We start from the raw sequence: 23,110 nt of genomic DNA on the forward strand, positions 1-23,110 counted from the left end.
ATCCACTATTAAATTTCTAATAAGTAGTTTTTTATTAACCTTAGTTTAACATTAATTTCCTTTTTACTGACATAGAAAAAGCGCACCTTGTTAAAGGAACGCTATCCGTTAGTTTAATACCAATATCTTAGTTTTCATTTATTTTATCTTCTAACTCTTTCATTCTCTTTTCTAGTTTCTCAACTTTTCCTATTGAAAATAACGCTAAAGATAACGAACCTGCTGCAATTGAAAAAGCTAAGATTTCAAAGACTCCCAAATCGTACCCCTCCTTTTTCTAAAAATCCCACTAAACTGCTTCGTTAGCGAAACAAGGCATGCGATGCCTTGTTCAAGCACCGCACCCGTTTATTACACAACTACTAATTTACAACAATCTTTCCTGCAACTATGCTCATAACAGGTATGTGTAAAAACCTTATGAAACTAAAAATGAAGTTTTATGAGGCATGCTAGATTGACTTATGGGCCAGAAACGATATATGTTATAAAAATAACTACGAAAATACTTACTAATAACAATGTATTCCCTACAATTCCTAAGCTGCTGTACCTTCCATTGGTTCTTTGGGCATACGCACCAAAGACAATACCTGCTGAGTTAAAAACTAATGTTCCTAACCAAAATGGTAAGTTTGCAGACGAAAAGTAAAATTGTAACCCCCATAATAAAATGCCAATAAAAATCATACTTAAAGATAAGATACTCCAGTGATTTATCTTACTTTTCATAAATAATTTATCCTTTGTCATATTGTCCTTACTTTAAAACTAAGGTAAAGTATTCATCGTTAATAATGGTAGGACTCCACTAAAATTTCCCACTATAACTTCTTAACTTCTCGATTTGTTTGAAAACATCTGTATAAAGGATATCTAAATCCTTTTCACTTTCTAAATAATAAAACCACGCATCATCTTTATTCTCTTTAACATCATTTAAATATATGGTCGTATGCGAACCATTATTTAAAGAGTCAAAAGGATAGGTGTCATAGGTAAGTCCTTCAGTAACAAATGGATAATGACTTTTTTCCGCATTGAAAAATATAGTCGGGATTTCTAAGCTTTTATAAACTTCTGCAAATTGATCATCTGAAGCTACTTCAAATTTAGTCGGTGTGATCATAATCGCATCGAAACTTGCTGAAACATCTGATATATCTCCACTTAGTTTTTCTAATGAAATTATTTCAAAAAGGATCTTTTCATTTTCAATTTCAGGAATACCCCCAACTACTGCGATATTTAATAGCGTTCCATCATATTTAACTTCATTATTTGAACAAGCAACTAAAAATAAAAGACTAAAAAATAATATTATCTTCTTCAATTACAATGCCCCTTCTTCTAATACTACCCTTTAAAAATGCTATTCTACTTACATTTCAGCAATGACATTTCCAACTTCATCCAAGAATTCTATTAAGATATCACCGAAGTTATCCTGATTTTGGTTAGTCATCAAGATCCAAACCTTAGTTTTATCGTTGAGTATCACAATACTGCATCTATTCCATTTACTGCTACGGACTTAGTTTCAGTAACGATATCCTCTGGTATGACACCGTGTAAAAGGATATCTCCAGCTAACCGATCGACAACACTTGAGTATGAATAGTCTTTATTGGTGGCGTAAGAATAATAACTTAGTTTCCAACCAAAAATTCCTTTCTCAAACTGAACTAAAGAAACATGATTGCCAAATTCAAAAGGTACAAATGTGTAATTATCCTTCTCGTAAAACTCTTTATCACCAATTTCGTTTTGAGCAACTTCCGTTTTAAATTCACTTGCTATGAATGTTTCAAATGCTTGATCGACATTTTTAGAGCTTAAATTTACTGTTTCAATAATTGCAAGAATGGCATATATAAATACAATTAATGTGACAAAAATTAGCGTTATTTTGGAAGTTTTCTCATAAAAAATCTTCTCCGTTAACTTCATAATATCTTTATCGATAAGTAAAATAATTATTGCTGTTTAGAGGTTTTTGTTAATGTTAAGTCTTAATAACCCAGTTTAACAACCTAAACAACCAATAAAATACATAAAAGTTAAGTAAATACCCTATTGGATTAAAAGAAATGTTCAACCCTCCATGATAATCTAAAATCTGTGCAGGAAAGCCAAAGTAATAATAAGTCAATAGACCAGCGGAGTTACCATTTAAGGCATCAAGGTAAGTAGAACAGTTAAAACTAAACTCTATCGCTCTTAATAAAGTCATCTTTTATCCTTTTCCAATAACTCTATTATTTTATCTAATTTCTTTTCAATTTCATTCACTTGACTGGTTCTTCCTTTTGAATTCAATAGCAATCTCCTTATGAAGAGAGTAAACGAAATTACAAATAAAACGATAAGTCCTAAATTTATTAATTGAAATAAAATATCTCCCCAATTCACTGGTTGAAACAAAACTATTACCCCCTTTTCGTTGTTCGGTTAAAGCAATCCGTTAGTACAGAATAGAATGTCAGTTTGTTCAATAAGTATTTTACATTCCAATGCTATTAACTATATGTGAGTACATTCCGCCAAAAATATAACCAATAAAATATGCCAAACAAGCTATTAGTAAAACAAAATAAAATAGAAACTCTTTATAACCAACTTTAAAACGAGTATCTATTTCCAATTTGCTATACAATTTATAGAACATCACACGGACCTCCAAATCAAAGGTAAATAAAATTATCTTACAAACACGTAGTAAATTCCTGTAATAGCTATTCCAGCAAATAAAGAATAAACAAAAAGATTTACAGCAATTTTCTTGTTGAAGGTATTATTTTTAGTCATTTTCTACTCCCTCTTTTTTTCTTTCACTCTTCTGCCTCGTTACTTCAACAAGAGAAAAGCGATAACCCTGATTTAGCAATTGCAGCCGTTACATTAATTTTCATAGTTTTTAAAGATGGTGTCACACTAATCATTTGAACCAATCATTCATTAAACTCTACAAAAAAAATCCATTTATTTTGTAATAACACTACAAGACTATCATCATAAAGAGCATATTGTGCTCCTTCGTTACCAAAATTACTTTCTCCATTCTGTACGGGTATTTCTGTGCTTTTTACCGACGATGTGATTGTTCCCGTTATTGCAGATTCATCAATTTCTACCGTTATTTCTTTCCCTGTATCCATGTATATCCTTTCATTTACCATAACCATTGGGCGGATGTCGGATAAACCTTCCTTTATTTCGTTTTGGGAACAACCGAAAATACCTAACAAATAAAAGGTGCATAGAATAAGAGCAAAAAACTTTTTCAAATTAACACTTCCCTACTTCTAAATAATCGCATTCATTACTTAAAAAGGATTTTTTATCTGTTTTCTAAATAGCCTATACATTCGTTTTCACTATGATTGGTTTTTTCTGTTGTCATATCTCCGTATGTATTGTTTATAATCAATGTTTCTTTTTCACAAAATTGCACAACCTGTTTCCCTTTTTTGGTGACTCCATATAAGTATTCTAATTGAGGTTCATCTTTGAAAATCACCTTATAATGGCCGTGATAGACGCTATTATTAATTGAATGTTTAGGTTCAATATACGATTGCTCCAATATATCATCGTCACTATATCCCATCTCTTCTAAATGCGAAGGAATATATTTATTAACAAGGTAACTTTCATAGGGATTTCCATTATTAAGGACATAAAGAAAAGCAAAAGGTACCGATACAATAGCGATCAAAAGAAAACTCAAAATGATTATTAAAAATCGTTTATTCACAAGTAGCTTCATAGATTCCACTCTTTCTCTGTCTATTTTCTTTGCAAACTTATTATTTTTTTAGCAACCTGTCTCGTTCGTAAATAAGCGTCTCTGCCTATTACAGAAACGCTCCGTTGTTTAAAACAGTCACTGGCTTTTAGTTAAAAAATCCGTAATAAATAACACCTGCTATCGCGAATAAAGGAATGACGAAAATCAAATTTCTTTTGAATGTTTTAAAATAGGAACGAAAGCCTTTGCCCTTGTCCTCATAAGTGGCGACTTCATAGCTAACCAAATTATTGTCAAAATCCCTATTCCAATACCGATTACCCATGCCATTATTAAAACCTCCAAAATTTTCCTTTTTATAGATTATAACACACAACTTTCTAAGTATTCCGATTTAATAGGCGTGCCAATTACTTTTTAAAAATCGTTGGGTTTTCAATCCGAATAGAACACACTTCGCCGCATTTTAAGCAAAATGTGTATATTTTATTTGAACCATTAAACGACATCTTGGAAGGTTTTATAGGCATATAATCTGTGCCTTCAGCAAACTCTGTATGACCACACTTAACACATTTTTCTTGGTTTCCCATAATAATCTCCCCAATAATTTAAAATTCAAATGATTTTGTATACTTTTTATACGAGTCGGTAGAGAAAAAGGTTTCACATTGTATTTCTAATCTCCATGTAAGTAAAAAAACGTCCCTGCTCATTGCAGAAACGCTCACCTGTTTTAAATAAAATAACCTATTCATTAAGTGTCCACATTAATTCTCCGTTATTTCATGGAATACCCTGTTATATATACTAATGTCGCAAGGTGATTTCAATTACATAGAATTTTATTTGTTTTCAGCTTTGGTTTTAGCCTGTTCTATCATTACTTTGTATTTTTCACTGTATTTATCTTTAATCGGCTCGAATATATTATCTGTTTCAAAAGACTTATATTCGCAGGGATTAATATCGAGTGCTTTTTTCATATGTTTAATAGCAGACATATGTTCATTTTCTTTTACATAAAACCTGGCTAGGTCATTATGTGCTTGATACGAATTAGGGTTATTTTTCAATGCCAGTTCAAAATAATCAAGTGCTGCTATAGCATTGTTCTTATAATGCCAATATGCATATGCAAGAGCTGTATACCCATTATAAACTTTAGGGTATACTTCAACAGCTTGATGGTACAGTTGTATAGCCTTATCTGGTTGTTTATATACAAGCTCGGCTTGATAACCCGCATTTAATTTCTGCATCGCCTCTTGCATTTTGTAGTTTTCATCTTCAATGTTTTTTTTCCATTCATTAAACCGTTCTTCGACTTTTTTATCAATAATTTTCTCGGCCAAGTATGCATTAAAAAAACCATATGCTGCAAATCCCAATCCTGATATAGCTCCTGCTAATCCAGCTACACCAAGCATAAAAGCAACTGGGTCCCATGTACCACTTCCAATTATATTAACATCGTTTGAGAAGTACATATATACTGCGTACCCAAATATCACCAAACCAATTCCGGAAACCATCCATTTCATATGATTATCCTCCCCTTACGATTTATCGTAGAACAACTGATGTAAATTCGCAATATTTTTTAACGTAAGGTAATAGGATGATGATACCTCGAAGGGAGCATATCAAACCATTCCGTGCTTCTTTAAACACTTATTCCTCAACCTCAATTAACTCCAAATAAACCTTAACAAAAAAGCTTTCTAATAGCTCGCCTAATTTTCCATTGAGATTTTCATGTTCTTTATCCGCTCTCTCGATAACATTATAAAAATCTTCTTCTTCAACTTCGCCATCTTCTAATGCCTGAAATAATCTCCATAATTCCTTGCCATACTCTTTTTCAATTTTCGAGTAGTCAGTAGCGCCGATTCTCTCAAGTATATCAGTTAGATCCTTTAAGTAATTTTCTATGCCAACTTCTTCAATATGCCATGAAAACCAATTCAGTAGGCTTTCATGACCGCCGCTTTCAAGTTCAGAATAGTAGTTGTAGACAATATATGTATCATTAGCGACTTTACTATCAGTTGGAAAGTCGTACTCCACCATAACTGTGATCATCGCGTTCCAAATATCATCCTTAGTTAGTAAGTCTTTCTTCGACATTTTGTACTTCATATTAATTTCTCCACCTATCCCAAAATATTAGTAAAGAGCATATCACCGAAAAGAATAAATAAAAATACTATCCATAAAAATACCAAACCACCAAAGAAATACTTTTTCCCCGCGGACTCTCTTTTTCGTTCACTTTACACAGTTCAGCTATTAGAACAATTATTATGAAGGACACATCCCTCACTTTTCTGCTGCGTTTTGTCCTTCATCACCTTTATGAAGGACAATTCTCCCCTTTTCTCTAATGTACTTCCTTACTTTACGAGGCCTTATTGTTTTTTATTATTAGCTTTCGATTAGCAATTAGTGAAATCAAGAAGGAAACGAGTATTGAAGAAGTAATAATAAGTGCTAAATGTAGAAAAGAAGTTTCTAAGTAGTTCCCAAATAACAAAAGGAAAATGAGCGGAATGCCGAACCACTTCGACTTAATAATCCCTTTCCATCCTCTATCTTTACTATCATTCTTATGTTTTTTTGAAAATATGAGTGGTGAAAAAATTAAGAGTAATAGTCCAAGCGATAAGATAATGCTAAAAACATCCAATTGCACAATACTCACTTCCTTCAATATCTATATAAATCAGATCAAATAATACATAATTTTACATTTAATATTCCAATCAGCTCGCACACAAACAACTACTTTTAATGAATAATCGAGTTAAATGCGACAGTGTGACTAAATGAAATCCCGAGATAGCTATAGCTAATATGAACCTTATTAATCTCTTCGTTATGAATGACACTCACCCCATAAATTTCATCATTAATAGAAGCTGTTCCTGCATCCAATTTTTCGTAGTTAGAAGACGGAGCAGTGCCTGTTTTTATAGTTACCTCATCTATATTTGTAAACCCATATTTTCTCGCTTCTTCACTATTATAATCATCGGTTATGATGAAACCTTGTAATGTATTACTGACTTGTATACTTGTTTCGAGTGGCTCTTCATTATTATTCACCGACACATCTACTATCTTTATATCGCGAAAACCTTTGTTACCCACACCGACAACAACTGATTTATTGTCTTCGAGTGAAGCAATTGTACCAACCTCCAATGGTGGGTTATATTGCAGCAGGAAATAAACGCCTGGGATAATTACTGTAGTAAGATAACAGCACTCCAAATTTTCTTTTTCAATTTTTCCCATCCTTTACAAATGATCTCTTGCTTTTTTTCCTTCAATAAAAAGAGGAATGCCACACCGACTGCTCCTATACTATGCCTCTGTTAGTAGAATAAACTATTAGTTTGGATGAGAAAAATATCAACTTCCTAATTTCATTAACCATTCACGCAATTTGGCTTTTGGATAATAAACATTATTATTTATGATAATATGTGGAATGTTTGGGTGTTCATTAAGCAAATTTTTTGCATCTTCCTTAGAAATACCTATAAAATGATGAACGTTACTCTCCTTAATTAATTCGTGTTCATCATCCTCATCTAACGACTCTAAAATATTTTTTGAATTCGGGTTTTTAAAGTTTTTCAACCCATCTCCAATTAAATATCCTGCAATCGCAATCCCCATTGCTAACCAAATATAATCCATTTGAAATCCCCCAATCTTTGATGACCTTGCCCGAGCTTTCGCCCCCTTACTTGAACAGCTAAAAAATCGCTATACCTACTTATTGCTTCATACCTCTTTAGTCAGTGATAATTACGTTCCTACATCTCATTTTCTATGTATCTATATTTACGAAATATCTGGTAAAAGGTTTCAAATCCAGCATCCTTCTTCAAATAAACAAATCAAAAAATCCGGGTAGACTCCTCGTCTATCAACTTAACATGAATACCATTCGATGTTCCTCCATGAATATGTTTTAGAACATCTGATACATTGAGTAATTCCTTCAAATAAATAGACTTTTTCTGATTAGCTCCTATTGTCATTTGATGTGGACCTGCTAAATTCATAAGAGACTCCATCCGTAATTCATCTTCCATGAAAAAGGAATCTAAAAATTCTAACTCAAATGTCACAGCTTTATTGCTTCGGTTGTGTAATACAAGACGACATTCCCCATTCAAAAAGTCTTCACTCACATACTCAAAATTGCACGTCCCATTTGCATCGTATGAAATTGCTTTAATTCCACTTGCTAATGTTTCTTGGTACATTGTAATTAGAATGTTTGGTAGAAAAGCATATACGATTAAAACAATGACTATTGATCTTAAGCGGTATTTCTTCATGCCAATTGCAAGTAAAACGATGGCCATTATAAACAAAACAGAAGCAATGATACCGAGCAAAATATATCCATCCTGATTACTGATTGGAAACGACATGAATGTAGAACGTGCTTGAAACAATACATTATTAGGGAACGGAAAAAATAAAAACATACATATACCTAAAAGAACAACTGAACTAATGAGCGCCACTTTACTTCTTATCATAAAATCCTCCCTTCCTATTTATTAGATGGTGGTGGAAATAATTTTTTTATTAAGACAATAGATAATGAAAGGAAAATAGAAAGTGTTAAAAACATTAAATAAGTATTTAGATTGAAGTATAGTTTGTTAGTATGAATTGATAACAGAGAAGATGTAATTTGTTCAATATACACCCGATCTACATAACCAAATTCTTTTTGATATACGTCTGCTAATACATTGCGATGATTGTTGAACAAAAACTGTTGATAATATAACCCAAAAAACCAATGAAAAACTATACCTATAATAGCAATGAGGGCTATACGAGAATTAATCCTGAAATTCTTCAACACCTTAATCCACAAGAAAACTAGATAAACGAAGAGCGGCAATAGTATAGGCATTAATAATAATGCTGGGTTTCCGTTTCCTGAAACTGTCCTAGGAGACGGTGTTAATAGGTTAAATATATAAAACAACAAACCACTTACAATGCTGATAATAATGACAAGAGTATATTCCTTTTTCAATTTACCACCTCTTATTAATTTGTGGTTTAATTCGCTAACTCCCCTGATATTGGAACATGGGTGGTGGTAAAGCGTTCTACTAAAGAGCTCCGGTTTGTTGAAGAACAATCTCCACCATACAATCCACTAATATTTTTAATCTTATTCTCCGTGCAATGGATATGTCATACCGTCTTTTGTCGAGGAAGCACCTACAACTTCATTTTCACTCATTATAACTGTCACATGGATATGGCCAAATCCAAATAAATTACTTAATGGATGGTTATTTACATAAAAGAATTCATGATGGAGCTTTTTATCAACATAGAATTCTAGATTTTTATTCTGAACCTTTAGATAGTCAGAATACGGCTTTTCTGTTAGCTCATTGTTTGTTATAGTGTATAGACCAAAATCATCACTATGGTAAAGAACAAAAAAACCTTCATTTTTTAAATATGACACTACAATAGTGCTGGTTTCAGATAGATTAGTCAGATGATTCCACCTAATTCCTACGATTATTGCAAATACTGTAATAACTATTAAAATTACTATAAAAATCTTCTTCAAATGACACCACTCTTCCACTGCTTCTTTGCTTCTATCTTTTGAACAAACCTGCCGCGTTAGCATGATAAGCGATAGCAGTTGTTACGCTATCGCTCCCGATACTTTAAGTACAGTCTTGTCAAGAAATAAGTAACTAGCCATAGTAAAATAAGCGGAGATTTTTCGGTTAGATGCAGAATGAAGCTCGTACCAGGGTATATAGGGGGAGATTTTCCGATTATGCAAAGAAAAATGACCCAATTTCAGTTTTTTTGAGTCGATAGGCGGAATTTCTCCGTCTATTCAAGCTATTTTCAGTGCTAATTACTAATTAAGCGGAATTTCTCCGTTTATTTATCAGATCGGGTTCTTAACCTATTCCCCCAGCCATCGGCCAATCACTTGCTGAACAATTTGTTGGCATCGACGAGGCTTCTCACTAACTTGGTCATAAGAAAAGCGTATCACGGTCCATCCGTCAATCACCAACTGGTTTTGACGTTCCAGGCTGGAAAATTGCCATCTGCTTATGTTCTTTAAGTGAGGGCCGTATCCGTCATCTCTTTTTTTGAACAATTTTTATTAAAATCGGAATCCCATAAAAAACTATTATTCCTACGATAACAGATAAAAAAATATCAAGTTGTATTACATCGGTTACAAAGAGCAACACTAATGCCACTAGAACGAATATTCTCCAATACAAAATAAAATTCATGAGAAACTCCTTTTTTCAGTATTGCTACCCATTAGCTTCATAAGCAGTTTTTTTAAACGCTAATTGAATACCTAATGTTCATTAGAACTTTCATTATATTTAACTAGATATGGTAAAAACAAAGAGATGAATAAAGAAATTGAGATCATAAGAATGATAGCTGCAAAGATATTTAAGTGGAAATAGTTTAATAAAAGAACACCGAAAAATACCATAGGGACAACAATTAAGAAAGATACCAAATTTCTTGAAGAGAAAGATAATTTGTGTGCAGTGTTACATTTTTCACAAATTACAGGTTTATATCCTAACCATAATGATTTATTAATTACTCCCCATTTCATTTGTACCCCACATTTATTACAACTTGGTAAACCCATCATTACACCCCCAATTGAACAAGAAAGGCATTTACTTGAATATATCGTCGATCCTATTTCTATCGTAGTCTAATATCCAATCATTATATTTTTCATAAACATCTCTTATGGTTTCAGTCGAACTAGCCAACAAATCACAACCTCTGTCATCATATATGTAAAATATAGTTTTCCTATCGATGTTTATAAAATAGACGCTGTGAAATATATTTGGTTTTATCCCCATATCTTGATTGCAAATTGCTTTTAACATAGGAGTATATTGAATGTCAGATAGCTTACATTTTAGACAAAACCGATGCGTCTTCCATATTCCATCATCATCTTCTGGATAAATATACGGGATTGTATTTTTCTGTAGTTTATACAAAACCGATTTGTCATTAACGTATTTATGAAAAACGTTTAATTTATGCTTAAAAGCTTCACCATCCGCATAATCATTGACATCAACGACAATAAAAAGATCATCATCTGATGAATGTAGCGACTGAAATAAAGTAATTGCTCTTTCATAAACACCCTGGAGATATGGGCAATTTACATAAACGTTGTCAGAGTCATAGTTTACTCCTAATTCAAACCTCAATCCGATCTCCCAACTATAAAATAACGGCGGTCTAAATTCTAAGTTTGGGAAATGATCATTCATAAATTCTTTTAAATGCATAAGTTGCACCTCTTTATTCTCCTTTACTTCTCTCAATTATCTACATAAATTCTGCATTACTTTTTCCTATAAAAGCAAAACCACTTCTCTTGCTCTTCTGTCTGGTTCACTCAAAAAGAAACGCGCTGACCCTTAACAAAGCAGCGCACCTTTTAGCGTATCATCAATCATTACTTAGCGTAATTGTTTCAACATTACCATTCCATTCGACTGTCACTTCAACTGCGGAGTCTTCTGTTATTTTAGCGTTCGTTGGATTTGCATTACTATTACTTCTTAAAACCCCATTTTCAGATAGTGTGTAGCCAACACCTCCAAAGCCTCCTGCATTTGTTTCAACATCAAAAGTAATATCTCCAACTGAATGAACATCATTTCCTTTATAAAGCAGCTCAAATTCTTGGTCTTCATAATCATTACTATGCTGTTTAACCTTTAAAGACGCTGACCAATTATCTGTTTCACCTGTAAAAGTAAAAGTGTAAATGCTGTAAACACAAGCCGACAGAACTAACATGAATAGTAACCCAAGCAACACTGATAGCTTTCGTACCATATGATCCCCCCTCCTTATTTCATACGATATTGCCAGACATAAGTTTCAACTTTTTTCCATTTACCTTCATTCAGGCATTAACTTCAACAATGCACTAATTCATACCCTTTCTTTTTTGAAAAGGCCATTTTTTTAGTGTTTCCGTTAATTTTCTTATGGTTTTTCTATAAAAATCCGAATAATAATCATTTACATATAATAAAAGTTCGTTTATAATCAATTTTGTGTTTAAGAAAATTATTTGAAATCATTCGTATATTCTTAGAAATATGGTCTAAGAGTCTCTACTAGGAACCTTAAAATCCTAACTACGAATGGGTGGTTTCCTCTACCCATTTTTAGTTAGGATTTTTTTATTGTTTTGGAAGAACATTATATTTAAATATATCTGTTGGGAGTGTAGATCATGGATAATGTATTTGATTATGAAGATATTCAGTTAATCCCTAATAAATGTGTCGTTAACAGCCGTTTGGAGTGTGATACGACTGTGACACTAGGAGGTCGTGAGTTTAAACTTCCTGTTGTGCCTGCCAATATGCAAACGATCATTGATGAAAAAATAGCCCTATATCTTGCTGAAAATAATTACTTTTATATTATGCATCGCTTTGAGCCAGAAAAACGCATGTCATTTGTTAAAGAGATGCAGGCGAAAGGTCTCTACGCTTCAATTAGTGTTGGAGTGAAGGAAGATGAATATCAATTTATCGAAGAGCTAGCAGCGGCAAATCTTACCCCTGAATACATCACGATTGACATTGCACATGGTCATTCAAATGCAGTCATCAATATGATTCAGCATATTAAAAAATATCTACCTAAGAGCTTTGTCATTGCTGGTAATGTCGGGACTCCTGAAGCTGTCCGTGAACTTGAGCACGCTGGTGCCGATGCGACAAAGGTTGGAATTGGACCTGGTAAAGTATGTATCACAAAAATTAAAACAGGATTCGGAACTGGAGGCTGGCAGCTGGCAGCACTTCGCTGGTGTGCAAAGGCAGCAAGTAAACCAGTTATTGCTGATGGCGGAATACGAACACACGGTGACATCGCCAAATCGATTCGATTCGGTGCAACGATGATCATGATTGGCTCGCTTTTTGCTGGGCATGAAGAATCACCAGGAGAAACGATCGAACTCGATGGAAAGATAGTAAAAGAATATTTCGGGTCTGCTTCTGAATTCCAAAAAGGGGAAAAGAAGAACGTAGAAGGTAAGAAAATGTACGTTGAGCATAAAGGTGCCTTACAGGATACGTTAACTGAAATGGAGCAAGATCTGCAATCTTCTATTTCGTATGCTGGTGGTACTACGCTAGATTCCATCCGTCACGTAGATTATGTCATTGTGAAAAACTCTATCTTTAACGGCGATAAAGTATATTAAGGTTTTAAAGAAAGAAAGCTCTTTTTATGGTGAAAATTGGATAGAAGCTTGAAAGCATAAGTAATCAACAGTGACTGATTACTTATGCTTTTTTTCTTCATTCAAAAGAAAAGACAGTGTGAAGTTCAACTTCTCTACTGTCTGCTTAATCTCTCTATTTCAGCTTCAACTTTATAAACTCTTTTGTTCAATACTTCAGTTTTATCATCAACATGTTCAGAAATTTTCTCTGTATAAGTCCCAAGACCTTCGATTAAGTTCTGCTGTAATTTTTGTTGGCCAACTTCAAGTCTGGCTTGTCCCGTTTTTAAATCACCGATATCCGTCTTTATTTCTTTCAATTCACATAAGATTTGTTTTAATATATCTTCCAAAGCACTTTCCTCCGCTCTAAGATACTATTTTTCAAGTATATCATCTATAAACTATTCCACCAATCAAATTTTTCTAATAAGGATAAAATAAAAATATGGTCAGAACTAAAAACCCGCTCATTTTTGAAGGTAGCGGGTTTTCGTTCTAAAACATCACTCGGATACGTCCAAGGTTACAGTTGGACTTATTTCCATGTGAGGATAGTTAATTCTTTCATCGAATTCCACCCAGTCAAGATTTGCCATCAACAGTAGGTAGCGTTTACCACTTGCCGGGTCACTGATGATGATATGGTCACGGCCAGCCGTTTCAACACGACCTTGGTAAACCATTGCATTCCATCTGTTGTTCCCTTGGTAAGTAAAGTAGAAGGTACCAATCTTGCCTTTGTTAAAGCGCAGGATATTTTCGATAAATGATTCTTCCACCCTGCCTGTCGGTAGCATCTGTCCAGTTCCCATCGGAACAACAGGCACATTATATGCAGGTCCAGAATGCATACCCATCGGGAAGCCAGTTGGTTGTTGTGTGGCAGGTGCTTGCATCATAGTAGATGGATAAAAACCAGGGTAGTTCATTTGATTATAACTAGTGTTTTTTCCACAAGTCATGATAAGTTCATCTCCTTTTTATTAATCAACGATAAAACTCTGGGCAGTAGCCCGGTACACCGACATAGAAGCAATGATTTTTATGTGCAAAATCGAACTGTGTCATGGGCGATCTTGGCATCGTTGGGGTACAAGGATCGCGGAATGCTTGCCCTGGACTCGGATTAAAAAACCATAAGTTCATTCGGGCTCGTGGATTCCTATGACCATTCAATAAATTCCTGGCCCTCTGCAGGTCTTCTTCTGTGGGACGCTGTGTATACAAGGCTCCATTTAAAACAGGCTCAAAGTGAGGGATCCCAGTTCCCGGTATTTCTTGATAGATTGCATGTCTGATATTGCGTAAATTTCTGAAGTCAGGTTCACAGTCTGCCTCAACCCGATTGGCCACAACCGTTCCTACCATATCCATCCCTTCGGCGCCTTCACCAATGGCTTCTGCCAGCATCAGCCTTGCTAACGCGTTCACGTCATTTTCAGTATGATGTATTCGCCTACCCATTTTCTCACTCCCTTCAGCTTATACAGTAACTTATTGCCTAAAGCCCGTTTTCGAAGCTTGCCTATCCGCCCAACTTTAAAAATTGCATATAAAAAGTAAAAAGTCTTGTCCTTTCTTAGATTGTCGAAACACAAAAATGCTTTTGAAAGTTCAAATTCACAATGAAAATAACAGAGTAAATCATGTAATTTTGGCAATGGAATCGCACAGAAAAACGCAAAGGGTTTACCAGCCTCTGCGTTTTTGGTGTTTTATTTGATTTTTTCTTCAACTAACTCATCAATTGAATAGCATTTAACCCAAAAAGCGGACTATTCAAAGCAGTCCATGTCTGCTAGTTTTAATTGCTTCTTATTAACTCATTTACTTTAGTTCGAATGCTACTCAATACTTCTGAGTTCACTTTTCCAAATCTTTTTCTAATAATTCCTTTTGAAAGTGTATAAACTTTGTCTGCTCTCACTGCTGATGTCACTTTAAGAAAACCTTCCTCTAAATCTTTATGTTCAATCACGACTGAGTAATCGAGGTCTTTTAATTGTGATGTAATAGCAACAACAAGAATATCATCCGTCATCTGATTATAATCATCGTTTGAAATAATGAGAACTGGACGCTGTTTTCTATTGGATAAATCACTGAATGGTACTGGAATTAATACAATGTCACCTTGTTTATGCATCATTCCAAACCTCATCATCTACATCATTATCCCAAAAATCAATGCTACTTTCGCTCGCTTTTGATAAATCTTCTGATAAACTTTTTTCTTTTTTGGCCTTTATATACTCAGCAAAGTCTAAAATTTTAACGACTTCTTGCTCTGGAATTTCATCAATAATTTTTAGTAATCGTTCCTTAGCAGTATTCATGATGTTCATCACCTCTTTCATGAATAATTTATCTAATTATATCATTTTGGATTACTTCAAACCATTGGTGTTTAAGTAAAATCACCTGTTAATATTATTAAAAACAGATAACGTAATTACCTGTTTGAAGTACATTATTTTTCATTAGTAAAGTCAATAATTCTTAAATAATTGCCTGAATTGTCTTTATAAATAGCATACCGACCTGGTGGAATGTCAACAGGTTCCTTCACAAACTCTAACTTCTCGCTATTTTCTTTATAAAAAGTGTCCACAGACTCGACTAAGAAAACACCTCCTGCAGATAATCCCTGCTCATCATCTTCTATCAGTAATCGAACATCTGAATTAGGTAAACTTAAGGCAACTGTGTGTTCCCCTTCTCTCCACGCTTCCTCAAAACCGAGCGTATCACGATAAAACAATAACGATTCTTTAACATCTTTGACTGGATGATACAAAAATACTAATTTCAAATACTTTTCCTCCTAGCCTAATGAGATAATTTAATTATGTTTAACGTAATTTAGTTATGTTTAACATAATCAATTTACGTTCGTATGTCAATATGATAAGATTAATCTATTATGAAAGAATGGATACCAATACCAGGAACAAATAAGGATACGTTAATCAAAGTTGCATTAGAAGAGTTTAGTTTATATGGATACAAAGGGGTTAACATTTCAAAGTTAGCCCAAAAAGCTAATATGACGACTGGAGCTGTTTATCATCACTTCGGTTCCAAATCAAAACTTTATGAAGTGATTAGGACCGATATGGAACAACGATTAATTGATAGAATGGAGGGAGCAGCTTCTCTGTTTGACAAGCCAGAAGAAGCTATTAAAGCCGCACTTTTAACTGGTTTAAACTTTGCAATTAAAGGTAACATTTGTAAACTTATTAGTGAAGAAGCACCTTATGATAAAAAAGATAAAATCGAGGAATATATATCTGAATTGACTGTGGAAAATGACCTTCCAATAGAAGTAGTGTTAATTTCATCTTGGCGTTCAATTTTAAAAGGGATTTCTTCTAACCAATTAACAGCTGAACAAGGGAAAAATTTAATTGCATGGATTTTTAACAAGGGAGAGTGAATTTTATTGACTCTCTTTTTTGTTTATTCTCTTGTTCACAAATTTGAAGGGATTGATCTTATTGAACAATTGTTTCTGTAGTTTAAGAAGGAATCAGTTCAAATATTAGTTATGGTGATACATATGTGTCTTATATAAGTTCACCTTGATTAAAAACTAATAGTCTACAAGCACGTGGACGAACAGACTCAAAATTATATTATTCTAGTACAGTACTAAAGGATAATGGGCATACTTTAATTAAATTTTATAAAATTGATTTAATGGCTTGCTGTGCTTTATGTTTATCTTCTTCTTTTACATAAATATCATAATGTGCCCTATCATTATGATCTATAGGTGGATAGGTATTTGGGTTTCTTATAATATCAGTTTGATATTTCACACCATGTTCTTTTAATTTATTGGTAATTTTAAAATACTTTTCATTTCCAAATGCTGAACATAATAAACATTTATATTTTGTAAAAAACATTCTAATAAACCTCAATTATAACGCCCCCTTCTTATCGTTTTGTTATTACCTACGTATAAAATTAATTAATCAGAAACTTTGAAATTCCTGCACAAAAAAATAATCCACCCGTCAAGTAGTTAACAAATCTTTGGAAAATGTCTAGGATAACAAGAAAGATTTAATTTATGATCATTTGGAGAGGTAATAACATTCTTCCACTATCCTGCTTCGTCTTTTAATAATAGAAGCGCGGATCCTTGTTGGGTCATTTCATTTATAATGTTTTAAAATTTTCTAATGGAGATCACTGGTGTATCCAAAATAACGGCTGGTTTATTAATTTGCTACTGATTATTTGTGAGGAAAATTTATAGGCATAATAAACTGTATCATCAATTGAAAAAAGAACTTCCGAATAAGAAAAACATAGGGAGATTTTAGCCCTCCTATGTTTTCATTGATATTATTTATCTGTTTGTTTTTGCTTCTTTTTCAAATACTCCGCACGTATTTTTTCAAGTTGCTGTTTTTTATCAAATTTGGCAGGCGTCTGTTTTTCATGATACTTTCTCACAGCTACCTGACTTTTGGCATCCAATTGATATTTTCCCACTTTGTTCACCTACTTTTCTTGTCTTTTAAAGAGATTCTATTCAACAAATATAATATACCTTATTCTACTGAGTAAACTTTATTACTTTATTATGTACGCTAACTTTGTATATATCAGTAAAAACAACAACTTTAATTTTTATAAAGTCAATAAAACTTCAATCCAACTCATTACAATTTTAGTTGCCTCTTTTTCCCATTCAATTTTTAAATAATTCTATTTGTTATTGCTAATTATATCAGTGAACCAATATTTAAGTTATTTAATAGGAGGCAATTATGAGTAACAATCATCTAGAAGGCGATGCGGTCATTACAGAAACTGAGGTAAAAGGCGGGTCACTGCCACTCATAGGAGATAAAGCTCCTTCCTTTGAAGCAACAACAACCCATGGTACGATCCACCTTGAAGACTATAAGGGAAGCTGGCTCATTCTATTTTCGCATCCAGCAGATTTCACCCCAGTATGTACAACTGAATTTATAGCTTTTCAAGAAATCTATCCACAATTACGTGAGCTAAATACAGAATTACTTGGATTAAGTATTGATAGCGTTCACTCGCATATCGCATGGGTACGAAACGTTAAAGAAAAATTTGGTGTAAAACTTGAATTTCCAATCATCGCTGATCTAAATAAGGATGTAGCATCAAAATTCGGCATGCTTATGCCTGAAGGAAATAATACCGAAACATCTAGGGCAGTCTTTGTGATTGATGCTGATCAAGTAGTCCGTGCGATTGTTTATTATCCATTATCTACAGGAAGAAATATGGATGAAATGTTACGTTTAATACAAGCTCTTCAAACGTCTGATCAGCATCGTGTAGCTACTCCTGCGAATTGGAAACCAGGAGATAAAGTTATCGTTCCTCCCCCTACCACTCAAGAGGAAGCGGAAGAAAGATCAAAAGATGATACGATTGAATGTATTGACTGGTATATGTGTAAGAAAAATATTTAAACCAAACATGAAGTTAAGGGGTGAATTAAATGGCATGTGTAACTAGTGACGGTAACTTAACATCGAGTGCAAAAGATTTATTACAAGTTATACAACATGAAGCCTTGTCTGCTGATCAAATCGCAAAAAAAATAAATATGCCACTCTTTAAAGTAAGAAGCAATTTACGCGATATGGCCAGCATGGGCTTTGTTATCGAAGAAAATGAGTCCTATAAAATGAATCCAAAAGTAGAAAAACTTTTAAATTAAAGCAAGTTTCATTTAAGGAGGCTCCTAAAACAATAATTGACGGAGCCCTCTTCTTCTGTAAATTCCCTACCAACCTACTCTAAAATCTTAACGGGAGACCCTCTTATTACTAATCTCAATCCATTCAATAAACTTCCATTAACCTATCCAATCGTTAAAACTAAACTCAACTATACACAATACATATTTATTTTCCTTCATTTTTAATTTATTAAATCTAGGTAAGATTTGAACAAATTTTGAACTTATTTATAATTATTATAAAAAACATACCATACCCCCTTGAGTATAATTAAAATCCGGTGTAGAATGTAATTGTAGCAAGATAATAATAATTATTAAAAAGGAGTTGTTATAAATGATGAACGAAGAAATCAAAGTACAGGAAGTAAATGAAGGTTTACCACGTATTGGTTCGCCAGCACCGCAGTTTGAAAGTGTGACAACACACGGGACAATACAATTATCGGATTATAAAGGGAGCTGGGTGATCTTATTCTCACACCCTGCCGACTTTACCCCAGTTTGTACGACTGAATTTATGGCATTCCAAGAAATTTATCCGCAATTACGTGAACTAAACACAGAGTTACTAGGTTTAAGTATTGATAGTGTTCACTCCCATATTGCTTGGGTAAGAAACGTTGAGGAGAAATTTGGTGTGAAAATTGAATTCCCAGTAATTGCCGATCTTAACAAAGACGTTGCAATGAAATATGGAATGATTATGCCAGGAGAAAGTGATACATCGACTTCACGTGCTGTGTTCGTCATTGATCCAAACCAAGTAGTTCGAGCAATTATTTACTATCCATTATCAGCTGGACGTAATATGGATGAAATCCTCCGTCTCATTGAATCATTACAAACTTCTGATGAGCACGGTGTTGCAACACCTGCTAACTGGAGAAAAGGTGAAAAAGTCATTGTTCCTCCTGCAGCAACACAAGAAATGGCGGAGGAGCGCATGAAAGAGGAAGGCATCGAATGTGTCGATTGGTACTTCTGCAAAAAAGAATTAAAATAAGGCGGTGAATACGATGGCTTGTGTGAATCCTGATGGAACATTAACGAGTTCAGCAAAAGCGTTGTTATCAGCAATCCAAGATCAGGCTTTAACGCCTGAAGACATTTCAAAGAAAATTGGACAACCATTATTTAAAGTGAGAAGTTCACTTCGAGATATGAAGTCGGGTGGATTTGTTGTCCAAAATGAGGAGAACTACTCTGTTTCCGAAGGTGCTAGAAAACTATTAAATCGATCATAACGGTAGAGTTATAGTGAATAGGGATTGGTGTTAGGAAAAACATTTCAAAGTGTTTTCTAGGTTTATAAGATATTAGTATATCCCCTATTAAAACAATCTCTTGTTTAATAGGGGATTTTTACAAATTAAAACTTCCCTTACATGTACTTGTTAACCTACAAAGTTTTTCTACTGTTTACAAAATTCAATAGAAAGAAGTGAAAGATTTGCACAAGCTCCTAAAAATCTTCGGTGTTTTCACTTCACTCGGTATGTTAATTGTTTTAATGCAAGGTGCGTTAGTAACTAAAACAGGATCTGCTGACGGTTGCGGATCTACATGGCCTCTTTGTTTCGGTGAGGTAATACCTACCTCCCCCCAAATGGAGACGATCATTGAATATAGTCATCGAATAGTGTCTGGATTACTTGGAATTTTTATTATTCTTTTAGCAATTTGGGCTTGGAAAAAACTACCGCACATTAGAGAAACCAAATTTTTAGCAATCATGTCTATTTTTTTTATTATTTTTCAAGGATTTCTCGGAGCTGGTGCTGTTGTATTCGGTCAATACAAAGCAATACTAGCACTACACTTTGGTATTTCTGCAATTTCATTAGCAACCGTTGTATTATTAACCGTTTTAGCCTTTGAAGACAGTGGGGCCAAGATGTCTGTACCGAATATTTCAAAACGTTTCAGAAATTACGTATTTTTTTCAATTACTTATTGCTATGTAGTGATTTATACAGGTGCTTATGTCAAGCATACCCAAGCGACATTAGCATGCGCAGGTTTCCCTTTATGTAATGGGGAGATTTTACCTGGTTTGATTGGACCTGTTGGGTCACACTACTTTCACCGGATCGCTGGGATTGCTTTATTCTTTGTAATATTAATTATGTTTGTTTGGGTAATTAGAAAATACCGTCATGAACGCACCATTTTATGGGGAGTAAGTTTATCTTTATTGTTCGTGACTGCTCAATTAGTTAGTGGTGTAGCTGTCGTATTTACTGCTGCTTCATTATTTACAGCCATGCTACATGCTCTAATTATTTCTTTATTATTTACAACTTTATGTTATTTAACGATGATTTTAACAAGAAAAAAATTCTAATCAGAACTGTAATAAGGGCAGGGTTTATATTACGTTCTGACCTTTATCCTCATTAAAACTTATTTTCTTGATTTTAAATTGAAAAGTATGTATTTCAAGTAAATACCATGTCTAAACAACAGCAAATATTGAAAATCTATCTTTAGTCGAATCTTACTTTCATTTGGAATTGAGCAAAACTACTTAAGCTTATTAAGGTGGTATAATCCGATGGCAGATAAACAATACGAAATAGCCATTGTTGGTGGTGGAACAGCAGGAATAACCGTGGCTGCCCAATTGGCTAGAAAAATTTCTCCACATGATATTGTCATTATCGATCCTGCTGAGCTCCATTATTACCAACCATTTTGGACACTAGTTGGAGGAGGTATAGTCAGTAAAGAAGACTCCGCACGTAAGGAAAGGGATGTCATTCCAAAAGGTGTTCACTTTATCCAAGAAGCCGTTGATACCTTTAACTTAGCTGACAAAAGTTTAATGACAACAACAAATCAACAGGTTTCTTTTAATTATTTAGTTGTAGCCCCTGGATTAAAGCTGTACTGGGAAAATGTCAAAGGTCTAAAAGAAGCAATGGAACATGGTGGAATTGGTAGTAATTACGCTTATGAATATGTTGATAACACATGGGAAGCAATTAAAAACTTTAAAGGTGGGAAAGCAATCTTTACTCACCCTAATACACCAGTAAAATGCGGTGGAGCGCCACAGAAAATCATGTACTTAGCTGAAGAGTATTTCAATAAATCAGGTGTTCGTCATCAAACAGAAATCATCTTTAATTCCGCAAATCCAGCGATCTTTGATGTTCCAAAATACCGCGATGTTTTAGAAAGTGTCATTAAAGAAAAAAATATAAAAACCAACTTCAGAACCCATTTAATTGAAGTTCGCCATCAAACAAAGGAAGCGATTTTTGAAAATTTGGATTCCGGCGAAAAAACATCATATCAATATGACATGATGCATGTTACCCCACCAATGGGTCCTCACCCATTCATTAAGAATAGTGAACTAGCTGATGAGAGTGGCTGGGTTGATGTTGATCCTTACACCCTACAACATAAACGATTTGAATTTGTATTTGGTTTAGGAGATAGCGCTAATTTACCCACTTCTAAAACAGGGGCTGCGATTCGTAAGCAAGCACCTACTGTTGTTAAAAACTTACTTTCCCATATGAAAGGTGAAGTCCTTAACGAAAAATACGATGGGTATACTTCCTGTCCAATTGTTACAGGCCGTGGTAAGTTGGTTTTGGCCGAATTTGACTATGAAAAACAGCCTAAAGAAACCTTTCCTTTTAATCAAGCGAAACAAAGATATAGTATGTACTTTCTCAAAAAAGAATTACTACCACGGTTTTATTGGCACGGAATGTTAAAGGGAAAAATGTAGCACTTACAATATGAGTAACCAATATCTTAAGAAATTAGTTTTAGAATTTAAATACTTAAAAACTCAAATAAAAAGGGTGAATAAAGATTGTTACTTCGATATTTTTATGATGAAAAATTAGCACAGGCTTCTTATCTTGTAGGCTGCCAAGCAACTGGTGAAGCTATAGTAATTGATCCCGCTAGAAACATTGAACCTTTTTTAACTATTGCAGAACAACAAGGTATGAGAATCATTGCAACTGCCGAAACGCATATACACGCAGATTTCGTTTCAGGTTCGCTTGAATTAGGTTCGCGTACAGGAGCTAAAGCCTATTTATCAGATGAAGGCGATCAAGATTGGAAATATCAATTTCTCGACCAAATCGACCATACTTTAGTTAAAGATGGAGATACATTCAAAGTTGGTGGAATTACTTTTAAAGTGATGCACACACTAAACTGGTACCTGTAGTTAGGACACTTGAAAAAGAGTGTTTTATCTACAGGTATTTTTTTATATACTTGAATTCAT

Annotated in this window: 35 protein-coding genes, 1 pseudogene and 1 riboswitch; of the genes and pseudogenes, 9 read left to right on the forward strand and 27 right to left on the reverse strand. The window is 33.9% G+C overall.

Annotation, left to right across the window (positions count from 1 at the left end; translation table 11 throughout):
• Positions 1-127: 127 nt before the first annotated feature.
• The 19 genes from GKP30_RS23820 to GKP30_RS20940 form a co-directional block, all read right to left on the reverse strand.
• Positions 128-259 (reverse strand): hypothetical protein, encoded by a 132-nt coding sequence (locus tag GKP30_RS23820; RefSeq protein ID WP_268884706.1) that lies wholly within the window; start codon positions 257-259, stop codon positions 128-130.
• Between the two features lie 203 nt (positions 260-462).
• Entirely contained in the window at positions 463-732 is a 270-nt protein-coding gene (locus tag GKP30_RS20860; protein ID WP_216831401.1) for a hypothetical protein, read from the reverse strand.
• 79 nt (positions 733-811) lie between these two features.
• Positions 812-1,333 carry an amino acid oxidase gene (locus tag GKP30_RS20865; RefSeq protein ID WP_236035269.1) on the reverse strand — a complete coding sequence of 174 codons (522 nt, stop codon included), beginning with the start codon at positions 1,331-1,333 and terminating at the stop codon, positions 812-814.
• A gap of 164 nt (positions 1,334-1,497) precedes the next feature.
• Complete coding sequence (locus GKP30_RS20870; protein ID WP_216831402.1) at positions 1,498-1,950, reverse strand: hypothetical protein; 453 nt, start codon at positions 1,948-1,950, stop codon at positions 1,498-1,500.
• A gap of 279 nt (positions 1,951-2,229) precedes the next feature.
• Complete coding sequence (locus tag GKP30_RS20875) at positions 2,230-2,424, reverse strand: DUF4083 domain-containing protein (protein ID WP_236035270.1); 195 nt, start codon at positions 2,422-2,424, stop codon at positions 2,230-2,232.
• Positions 2,425-2,951: 527 nt separating this feature from the next.
• Positions 2,952-3,287 carry a hypothetical protein gene (locus GKP30_RS20880; protein ID WP_216831403.1) on the reverse strand — a complete coding sequence of 112 codons (336 nt, stop codon included), beginning with the start codon at positions 3,285-3,287 and terminating at the stop codon, positions 2,952-2,954.
• Positions 3,288-3,340: 53 nt separating this feature from the next.
• Positions 3,341-3,769 (reverse strand): DUF3139 domain-containing protein, encoded by a 429-nt coding sequence (locus GKP30_RS20885; protein WP_236035271.1) that lies wholly within the window; start codon positions 3,767-3,769, stop codon positions 3,341-3,343.
• A 186-nt stretch (positions 3,770-3,955) separates the two neighbouring features.
• Positions 3,956-4,081, reverse strand: a complete 126-nt coding sequence (locus GKP30_RS23825) for a hypothetical protein (RefSeq protein ID WP_268884707.1) — start codon at positions 4,079-4,081, stop codon at positions 3,956-3,958.
• An 80-nt stretch (positions 4,082-4,161) separates the two neighbouring features.
• On the reverse strand, positions 4,162-4,344 hold the full coding sequence (locus tag GKP30_RS20890) for a hypothetical protein (RefSeq protein ID WP_216831404.1): 183 nt from the start codon (positions 4,342-4,344) through the stop codon (positions 4,162-4,164).
• Between the two features lie 252 nt (positions 4,345-4,596).
• The gene (locus GKP30_RS20895; RefSeq protein ID WP_216831405.1) at positions 4,597-5,295 is read right to left on the reverse strand and encodes a tetratricopeptide repeat protein; all 699 of its coding nucleotides are present in this window, start codon (positions 5,293-5,295) and stop codon (positions 4,597-4,599) included.
• Between the two features lie 130 nt (positions 5,296-5,425).
• Positions 5,426-5,893, reverse strand: coding sequence for a DMP19 family protein (locus GKP30_RS20900; RefSeq protein ID WP_216831406.1), 468 nt, complete (start codon positions 5,891-5,893; stop codon positions 5,426-5,428).
• Positions 5,894-6,541: 648 nt separating this feature from the next.
• Positions 6,542-7,051: a hypothetical protein gene (locus tag GKP30_RS20905; RefSeq protein WP_216831407.1), complete on the reverse strand. Its 510-nt coding sequence runs from the start codon at positions 7,049-7,051 to the stop codon at positions 6,542-6,544.
• A gap of 117 nt (positions 7,052-7,168) precedes the next feature.
• Entirely contained in the window at positions 7,169-7,459 is a 291-nt protein-coding gene (locus tag GKP30_RS20910) for a DNA-binding protein (RefSeq protein WP_216831408.1), read from the reverse strand.
• A 203-nt stretch (positions 7,460-7,662) separates the two neighbouring features.
• A complete protein-coding gene (locus GKP30_RS20915) occupies positions 7,663-8,316 on the reverse strand; it encodes a hypothetical protein (RefSeq protein WP_216831409.1) in 654 nt (217 codons plus the stop codon).
• A 14-nt stretch (positions 8,317-8,330) separates the two neighbouring features.
• Positions 8,331-8,828: a hypothetical protein gene (locus GKP30_RS20920; RefSeq protein ID WP_216831410.1), complete on the reverse strand. Its 498-nt coding sequence runs from the start codon at positions 8,826-8,828 to the stop codon at positions 8,331-8,333.
• Positions 8,829-8,969: 141 nt separating this feature from the next.
• On the reverse strand, positions 8,970-9,401 hold the full coding sequence (locus GKP30_RS20925) for a hypothetical protein (RefSeq protein ID WP_216831411.1): 432 nt from the start codon (positions 9,399-9,401) through the stop codon (positions 8,970-8,972).
• 750 nt (positions 9,402-10,151) lie between these two features.
• On the reverse strand, positions 10,152-10,460 hold the full coding sequence (locus tag GKP30_RS20930) for a TIGR04104 family putative zinc finger protein (RefSeq protein WP_216831412.1): 309 nt from the start codon (positions 10,458-10,460) through the stop codon (positions 10,152-10,154).
• A 31-nt stretch (positions 10,461-10,491) separates the two neighbouring features.
• Positions 10,492-11,130 (reverse strand): DUF3885 domain-containing protein, encoded by a 639-nt coding sequence (locus tag GKP30_RS20935; protein WP_216831413.1) that lies wholly within the window; start codon positions 11,128-11,130, stop codon positions 10,492-10,494.
• Positions 11,131-11,293: 163 nt separating this feature from the next.
• The gene (locus GKP30_RS20940) at positions 11,294-11,686 is read right to left on the reverse strand and encodes a hypothetical protein (RefSeq protein ID WP_216831414.1); all 393 of its coding nucleotides are present in this window, start codon (positions 11,684-11,686) and stop codon (positions 11,294-11,296) included.
• 231 nt (positions 11,687-11,917) lie between these two features.
• Positions 11,918-12,017: riboswitch (purine riboswitch) on the forward strand.
• A gap of 75 nt (positions 12,018-12,092) precedes the next feature.
• On the opposite strand from GKP30_RS20940, the gene guaC reads away from it, so the two are divergent.
• A complete protein-coding gene (guaC, locus tag GKP30_RS20945; protein ID WP_216831415.1) occupies positions 12,093-13,076 on the forward strand; it encodes a GMP reductase in 984 nt (327 codons plus the stop codon).
• A 134-nt stretch (positions 13,077-13,210) separates the two neighbouring features.
• Here guaC and GKP30_RS20950 read toward each other — a convergent pair whose 3' ends face one another.
• The 6 genes from GKP30_RS20950 to GKP30_RS20975 form a co-directional block, all read right to left on the reverse strand.
• Positions 13,211-13,450 carry a hypothetical protein gene (locus GKP30_RS20950; RefSeq protein ID WP_216831416.1) on the reverse strand — a complete coding sequence of 80 codons (240 nt, stop codon included), beginning with the start codon at positions 13,448-13,450 and terminating at the stop codon, positions 13,211-13,213.
• A gap of 153 nt (positions 13,451-13,603) precedes the next feature.
• Positions 13,604-14,062 carry a spore coat protein GerQ gene (gene gerQ, locus GKP30_RS20955; RefSeq protein WP_216831417.1) on the reverse strand — a complete coding sequence of 153 codons (459 nt, stop codon included), beginning with the start codon at positions 14,060-14,062 and terminating at the stop codon, positions 13,604-13,606.
• 25 nt (positions 14,063-14,087) lie between these two features.
• Positions 14,088-14,564: a cell wall hydrolase gene (locus GKP30_RS20960; protein WP_216831418.1), complete on the reverse strand. Its 477-nt coding sequence runs from the start codon at positions 14,562-14,564 to the stop codon at positions 14,088-14,090.
• Positions 14,565-14,904: 340 nt separating this feature from the next.
• A complete protein-coding gene (locus GKP30_RS20965; protein ID WP_236035272.1) occupies positions 14,905-15,249 on the reverse strand; it encodes a type II toxin-antitoxin system PemK/MazF family toxin in 345 nt (114 codons plus the stop codon).
• A complete protein-coding gene (locus GKP30_RS20970; protein ID WP_216831419.1) occupies positions 15,239-15,436 on the reverse strand; it encodes a DUF2281 domain-containing protein in 198 nt (65 codons plus the stop codon). Before GKP30_RS20970 ends, GKP30_RS20965 begins: the two co-directional genes overlap by 11 nt.
• Before the next feature lie 134 nt (positions 15,437-15,570).
• Complete coding sequence (locus GKP30_RS20975; protein WP_216831420.1) at positions 15,571-15,912, reverse strand: VOC family protein; 342 nt, start codon at positions 15,910-15,912, stop codon at positions 15,571-15,573.
• A 111-nt stretch (positions 15,913-16,023) separates the two neighbouring features.
• Here GKP30_RS20975 and GKP30_RS20980 point away from each other — a divergent pair, with 111 nt between their 5' ends.
• Positions 16,024-16,539, forward strand: coding sequence for a TetR/AcrR family transcriptional regulator (locus tag GKP30_RS20980; protein ID WP_216831421.1), 516 nt, complete (start codon positions 16,024-16,026; stop codon positions 16,537-16,539).
• Between the two features lie 247 nt (positions 16,540-16,786).
• On the opposite strand, the gene GKP30_RS20985 is transcribed toward GKP30_RS20980, so the two are convergent.
• A complete protein-coding gene (locus tag GKP30_RS20985; RefSeq protein WP_216831422.1) occupies positions 16,787-17,029 on the reverse strand; it encodes a hypothetical protein in 243 nt (80 codons plus the stop codon).
• A 430-nt stretch (positions 17,030-17,459) separates the two neighbouring features.
• A complete protein-coding gene (locus tag GKP30_RS20990; RefSeq protein ID WP_216831423.1) occupies positions 17,460-17,609 on the reverse strand; it encodes a hypothetical protein in 150 nt (49 codons plus the stop codon).
• A 278-nt stretch (positions 17,610-17,887) separates the two neighbouring features.
• On the opposite strand from GKP30_RS20990, the gene GKP30_RS20995 reads away from it, so the two are divergent.
• The 7 genes and pseudogenes from GKP30_RS20995 to GKP30_RS21025 form a co-directional block, all read left to right on the forward strand.
• On the forward strand, positions 17,888-18,574 hold the full coding sequence (locus GKP30_RS20995; RefSeq protein WP_216831424.1) for a peroxiredoxin: 687 nt from the start codon (positions 17,888-17,890) through the stop codon (positions 18,572-18,574).
• Between the two features lie 29 nt (positions 18,575-18,603).
• Positions 18,604-18,825 (forward strand): hypothetical protein, encoded by a 222-nt coding sequence (locus GKP30_RS21000; RefSeq protein WP_216831425.1) that lies wholly within the window; start codon positions 18,604-18,606, stop codon positions 18,823-18,825.
• Between the two features lie 358 nt (positions 18,826-19,183).
• On the forward strand, positions 19,184-19,852 hold the full coding sequence (locus tag GKP30_RS21005; protein ID WP_216827580.1) for a peroxiredoxin: 669 nt from the start codon (positions 19,184-19,186) through the stop codon (positions 19,850-19,852).
• A gap of 13 nt (positions 19,853-19,865) precedes the next feature.
• The gene (locus tag GKP30_RS21010) at positions 19,866-20,093 is read left to right on the forward strand and encodes a hypothetical protein (RefSeq protein ID WP_216831426.1); all 228 of its coding nucleotides are present in this window, start codon (positions 19,866-19,868) and stop codon (positions 20,091-20,093) included.
• Positions 20,094-20,299: 206 nt separating this feature from the next.
• Complete coding sequence (locus GKP30_RS21015; protein ID WP_216831427.1) at positions 20,300-21,193, forward strand: COX15/CtaA family protein; 894 nt, start codon at positions 20,300-20,302, stop codon at positions 21,191-21,193.
• 210 nt (positions 21,194-21,403) lie between these two features.
• Positions 21,404-22,594 carry an NAD(P)/FAD-dependent oxidoreductase gene (locus GKP30_RS21020; RefSeq protein WP_216831428.1) on the forward strand — a complete coding sequence of 397 codons (1,191 nt, stop codon included), beginning with the start codon at positions 21,404-21,406 and terminating at the stop codon, positions 22,592-22,594.
• Positions 22,595-22,681: 87 nt separating this feature from the next.
• Positions 22,682-23,032, forward strand: a pseudogene (locus tag GKP30_RS21025) (MBL fold metallo-hydrolase); the annotation flags it as partial.
• Positions 23,033-23,110: the final 78 nt, after the last annotated feature.

Origin of the sequence: Alkalihalobacterium elongatum (assembly GCF_019024285.1) — a bacterium.
Lineage (GTDB): Bacteria > Bacillota > Bacilli > Bacillales > Bacillaceae_F > Alkalihalobacterium > Alkalihalobacterium elongatum.

What these genes read in the sequence shown, in the direction of transcription:
- GKP30_RS20860 (WP_216831401.1), bottom strand. Translation starts at nt 732, where the DNA reads ATGAAAAGTAAGATAAATCACTGGAGTATCTTATCTTTAAGTATGATT.
- GKP30_RS20870 (WP_216831402.1), bottom strand. Translation starts at nt 1,950, where the DNA reads ATGAAGTTAACGGAGAAGATTTTTTATGAGAAAACTTCCAAAATAACG.
- GKP30_RS20885 (WP_236035271.1), bottom strand. Translation starts at nt 3,769, where the DNA reads ATGAAGCTACTTGTGAATAAACGATTTTTAATAATCATTTTGAGTTTT.
- GKP30_RS23825 (WP_268884707.1), bottom strand. Translation starts at nt 4,081, where the DNA reads ATGGCATGGGTAATCGGTATTGGAATAGGGATTTTGACAATAATTTGG.
- GKP30_RS20890 (WP_216831404.1), bottom strand. Translation starts at nt 4,344, where the DNA reads ATGGGAAACCAAGAAAAATGTGTTAAGTGTGGTCATACAGAGTTTGCT.
- GKP30_RS20895 (WP_216831405.1), bottom strand. Translation starts at nt 5,295, where the DNA reads ATGAAATGGATGGTTTCCGGAATTGGTTTGGTGATATTTGGGTACGCA.
- GKP30_RS20900 (WP_216831406.1), bottom strand. Translation starts at nt 5,893, where the DNA reads ATGAAGTACAAAATGTCGAAGAAAGACTTACTAACTAAGGATGATATT.
- GKP30_RS20905 (WP_216831407.1), bottom strand. Translation starts at nt 7,051, where the DNA reads ATGGGAAAAATTGAAAAAGAAAATTTGGAGTGCTGTTATCTTACTACA.
- GKP30_RS20910 (WP_216831408.1), bottom strand. Translation starts at nt 7,459, where the DNA reads ATGGATTATATTTGGTTAGCAATGGGGATTGCGATTGCAGGATATTTA.
- GKP30_RS20915 (WP_216831409.1), bottom strand. Translation starts at nt 8,316, where the DNA reads ATGATAAGAAGTAAAGTGGCGCTCATTAGTTCAGTTGTTCTTTTAGGT.
- GKP30_RS20930 (WP_216831412.1), bottom strand. Translation starts at nt 10,460, where the DNA reads ATGGGTTTACCAAGTTGTAATAAATGTGGGGTACAAATGAAATGGGGA.
- GKP30_RS20935 (WP_216831413.1), bottom strand. Translation starts at nt 11,130, where the DNA reads ATGCATTTAAAAGAATTTATGAATGATCATTTCCCAAACTTAGAATTT.
- GKP30_RS20940 (WP_216831414.1), bottom strand. Translation starts at nt 11,686, where the DNA reads ATGGTACGAAAGCTATCAGTGTTGCTTGGGTTACTATTCATGTTAGTT.
- guaC (WP_216831415.1), top strand. Translation starts at nt 12,093, where the DNA reads ATGGATAATGTATTTGATTATGAAGATATTCAGTTAATCCCTAATAAA.
- gerQ (WP_216831417.1), bottom strand. Translation starts at nt 14,062, where the DNA reads ATGACTTGTGGAAAAAACACTAGTTATAATCAAATGAACTACCCTGGT.
- GKP30_RS20960 (WP_216831418.1), bottom strand. Translation starts at nt 14,564, where the DNA reads ATGGGTAGGCGAATACATCATACTGAAAATGACGTGAACGCGTTAGCA.
- GKP30_RS20965 (WP_236035272.1), bottom strand. Translation starts at nt 15,249, where the DNA reads ATGATGCATAAACAAGGTGACATTGTATTAATTCCAGTACCATTCAGT.
- GKP30_RS20970 (WP_216831419.1), bottom strand. Translation starts at nt 15,436, where the DNA reads ATGAATACTGCTAAGGAACGATTACTAAAAATTATTGATGAAATTCCA.
- GKP30_RS20980 (WP_216831421.1), top strand. Translation starts at nt 16,024, where the DNA reads ATGAAAGAATGGATACCAATACCAGGAACAAATAAGGATACGTTAATC.
- GKP30_RS20995 (WP_216831424.1), top strand. Translation starts at nt 17,888, where the DNA reads ATGAGTAACAATCATCTAGAAGGCGATGCGGTCATTACAGAAACTGAG.
- GKP30_RS21000 (WP_216831425.1), top strand. Translation starts at nt 18,604, where the DNA reads ATGGCATGTGTAACTAGTGACGGTAACTTAACATCGAGTGCAAAAGAT.
- GKP30_RS21005 (WP_216827580.1), top strand. Translation starts at nt 19,184, where the DNA reads ATGATGAACGAAGAAATCAAAGTACAGGAAGTAAATGAAGGTTTACCA.
- GKP30_RS21010 (WP_216831426.1), top strand. Translation starts at nt 19,866, where the DNA reads ATGGCTTGTGTGAATCCTGATGGAACATTAACGAGTTCAGCAAAAGCG.
- GKP30_RS21020 (WP_216831428.1), top strand. Translation starts at nt 21,404, where the DNA reads ATGGCAGATAAACAATACGAAATAGCCATTGTTGGTGGTGGAACAGCA.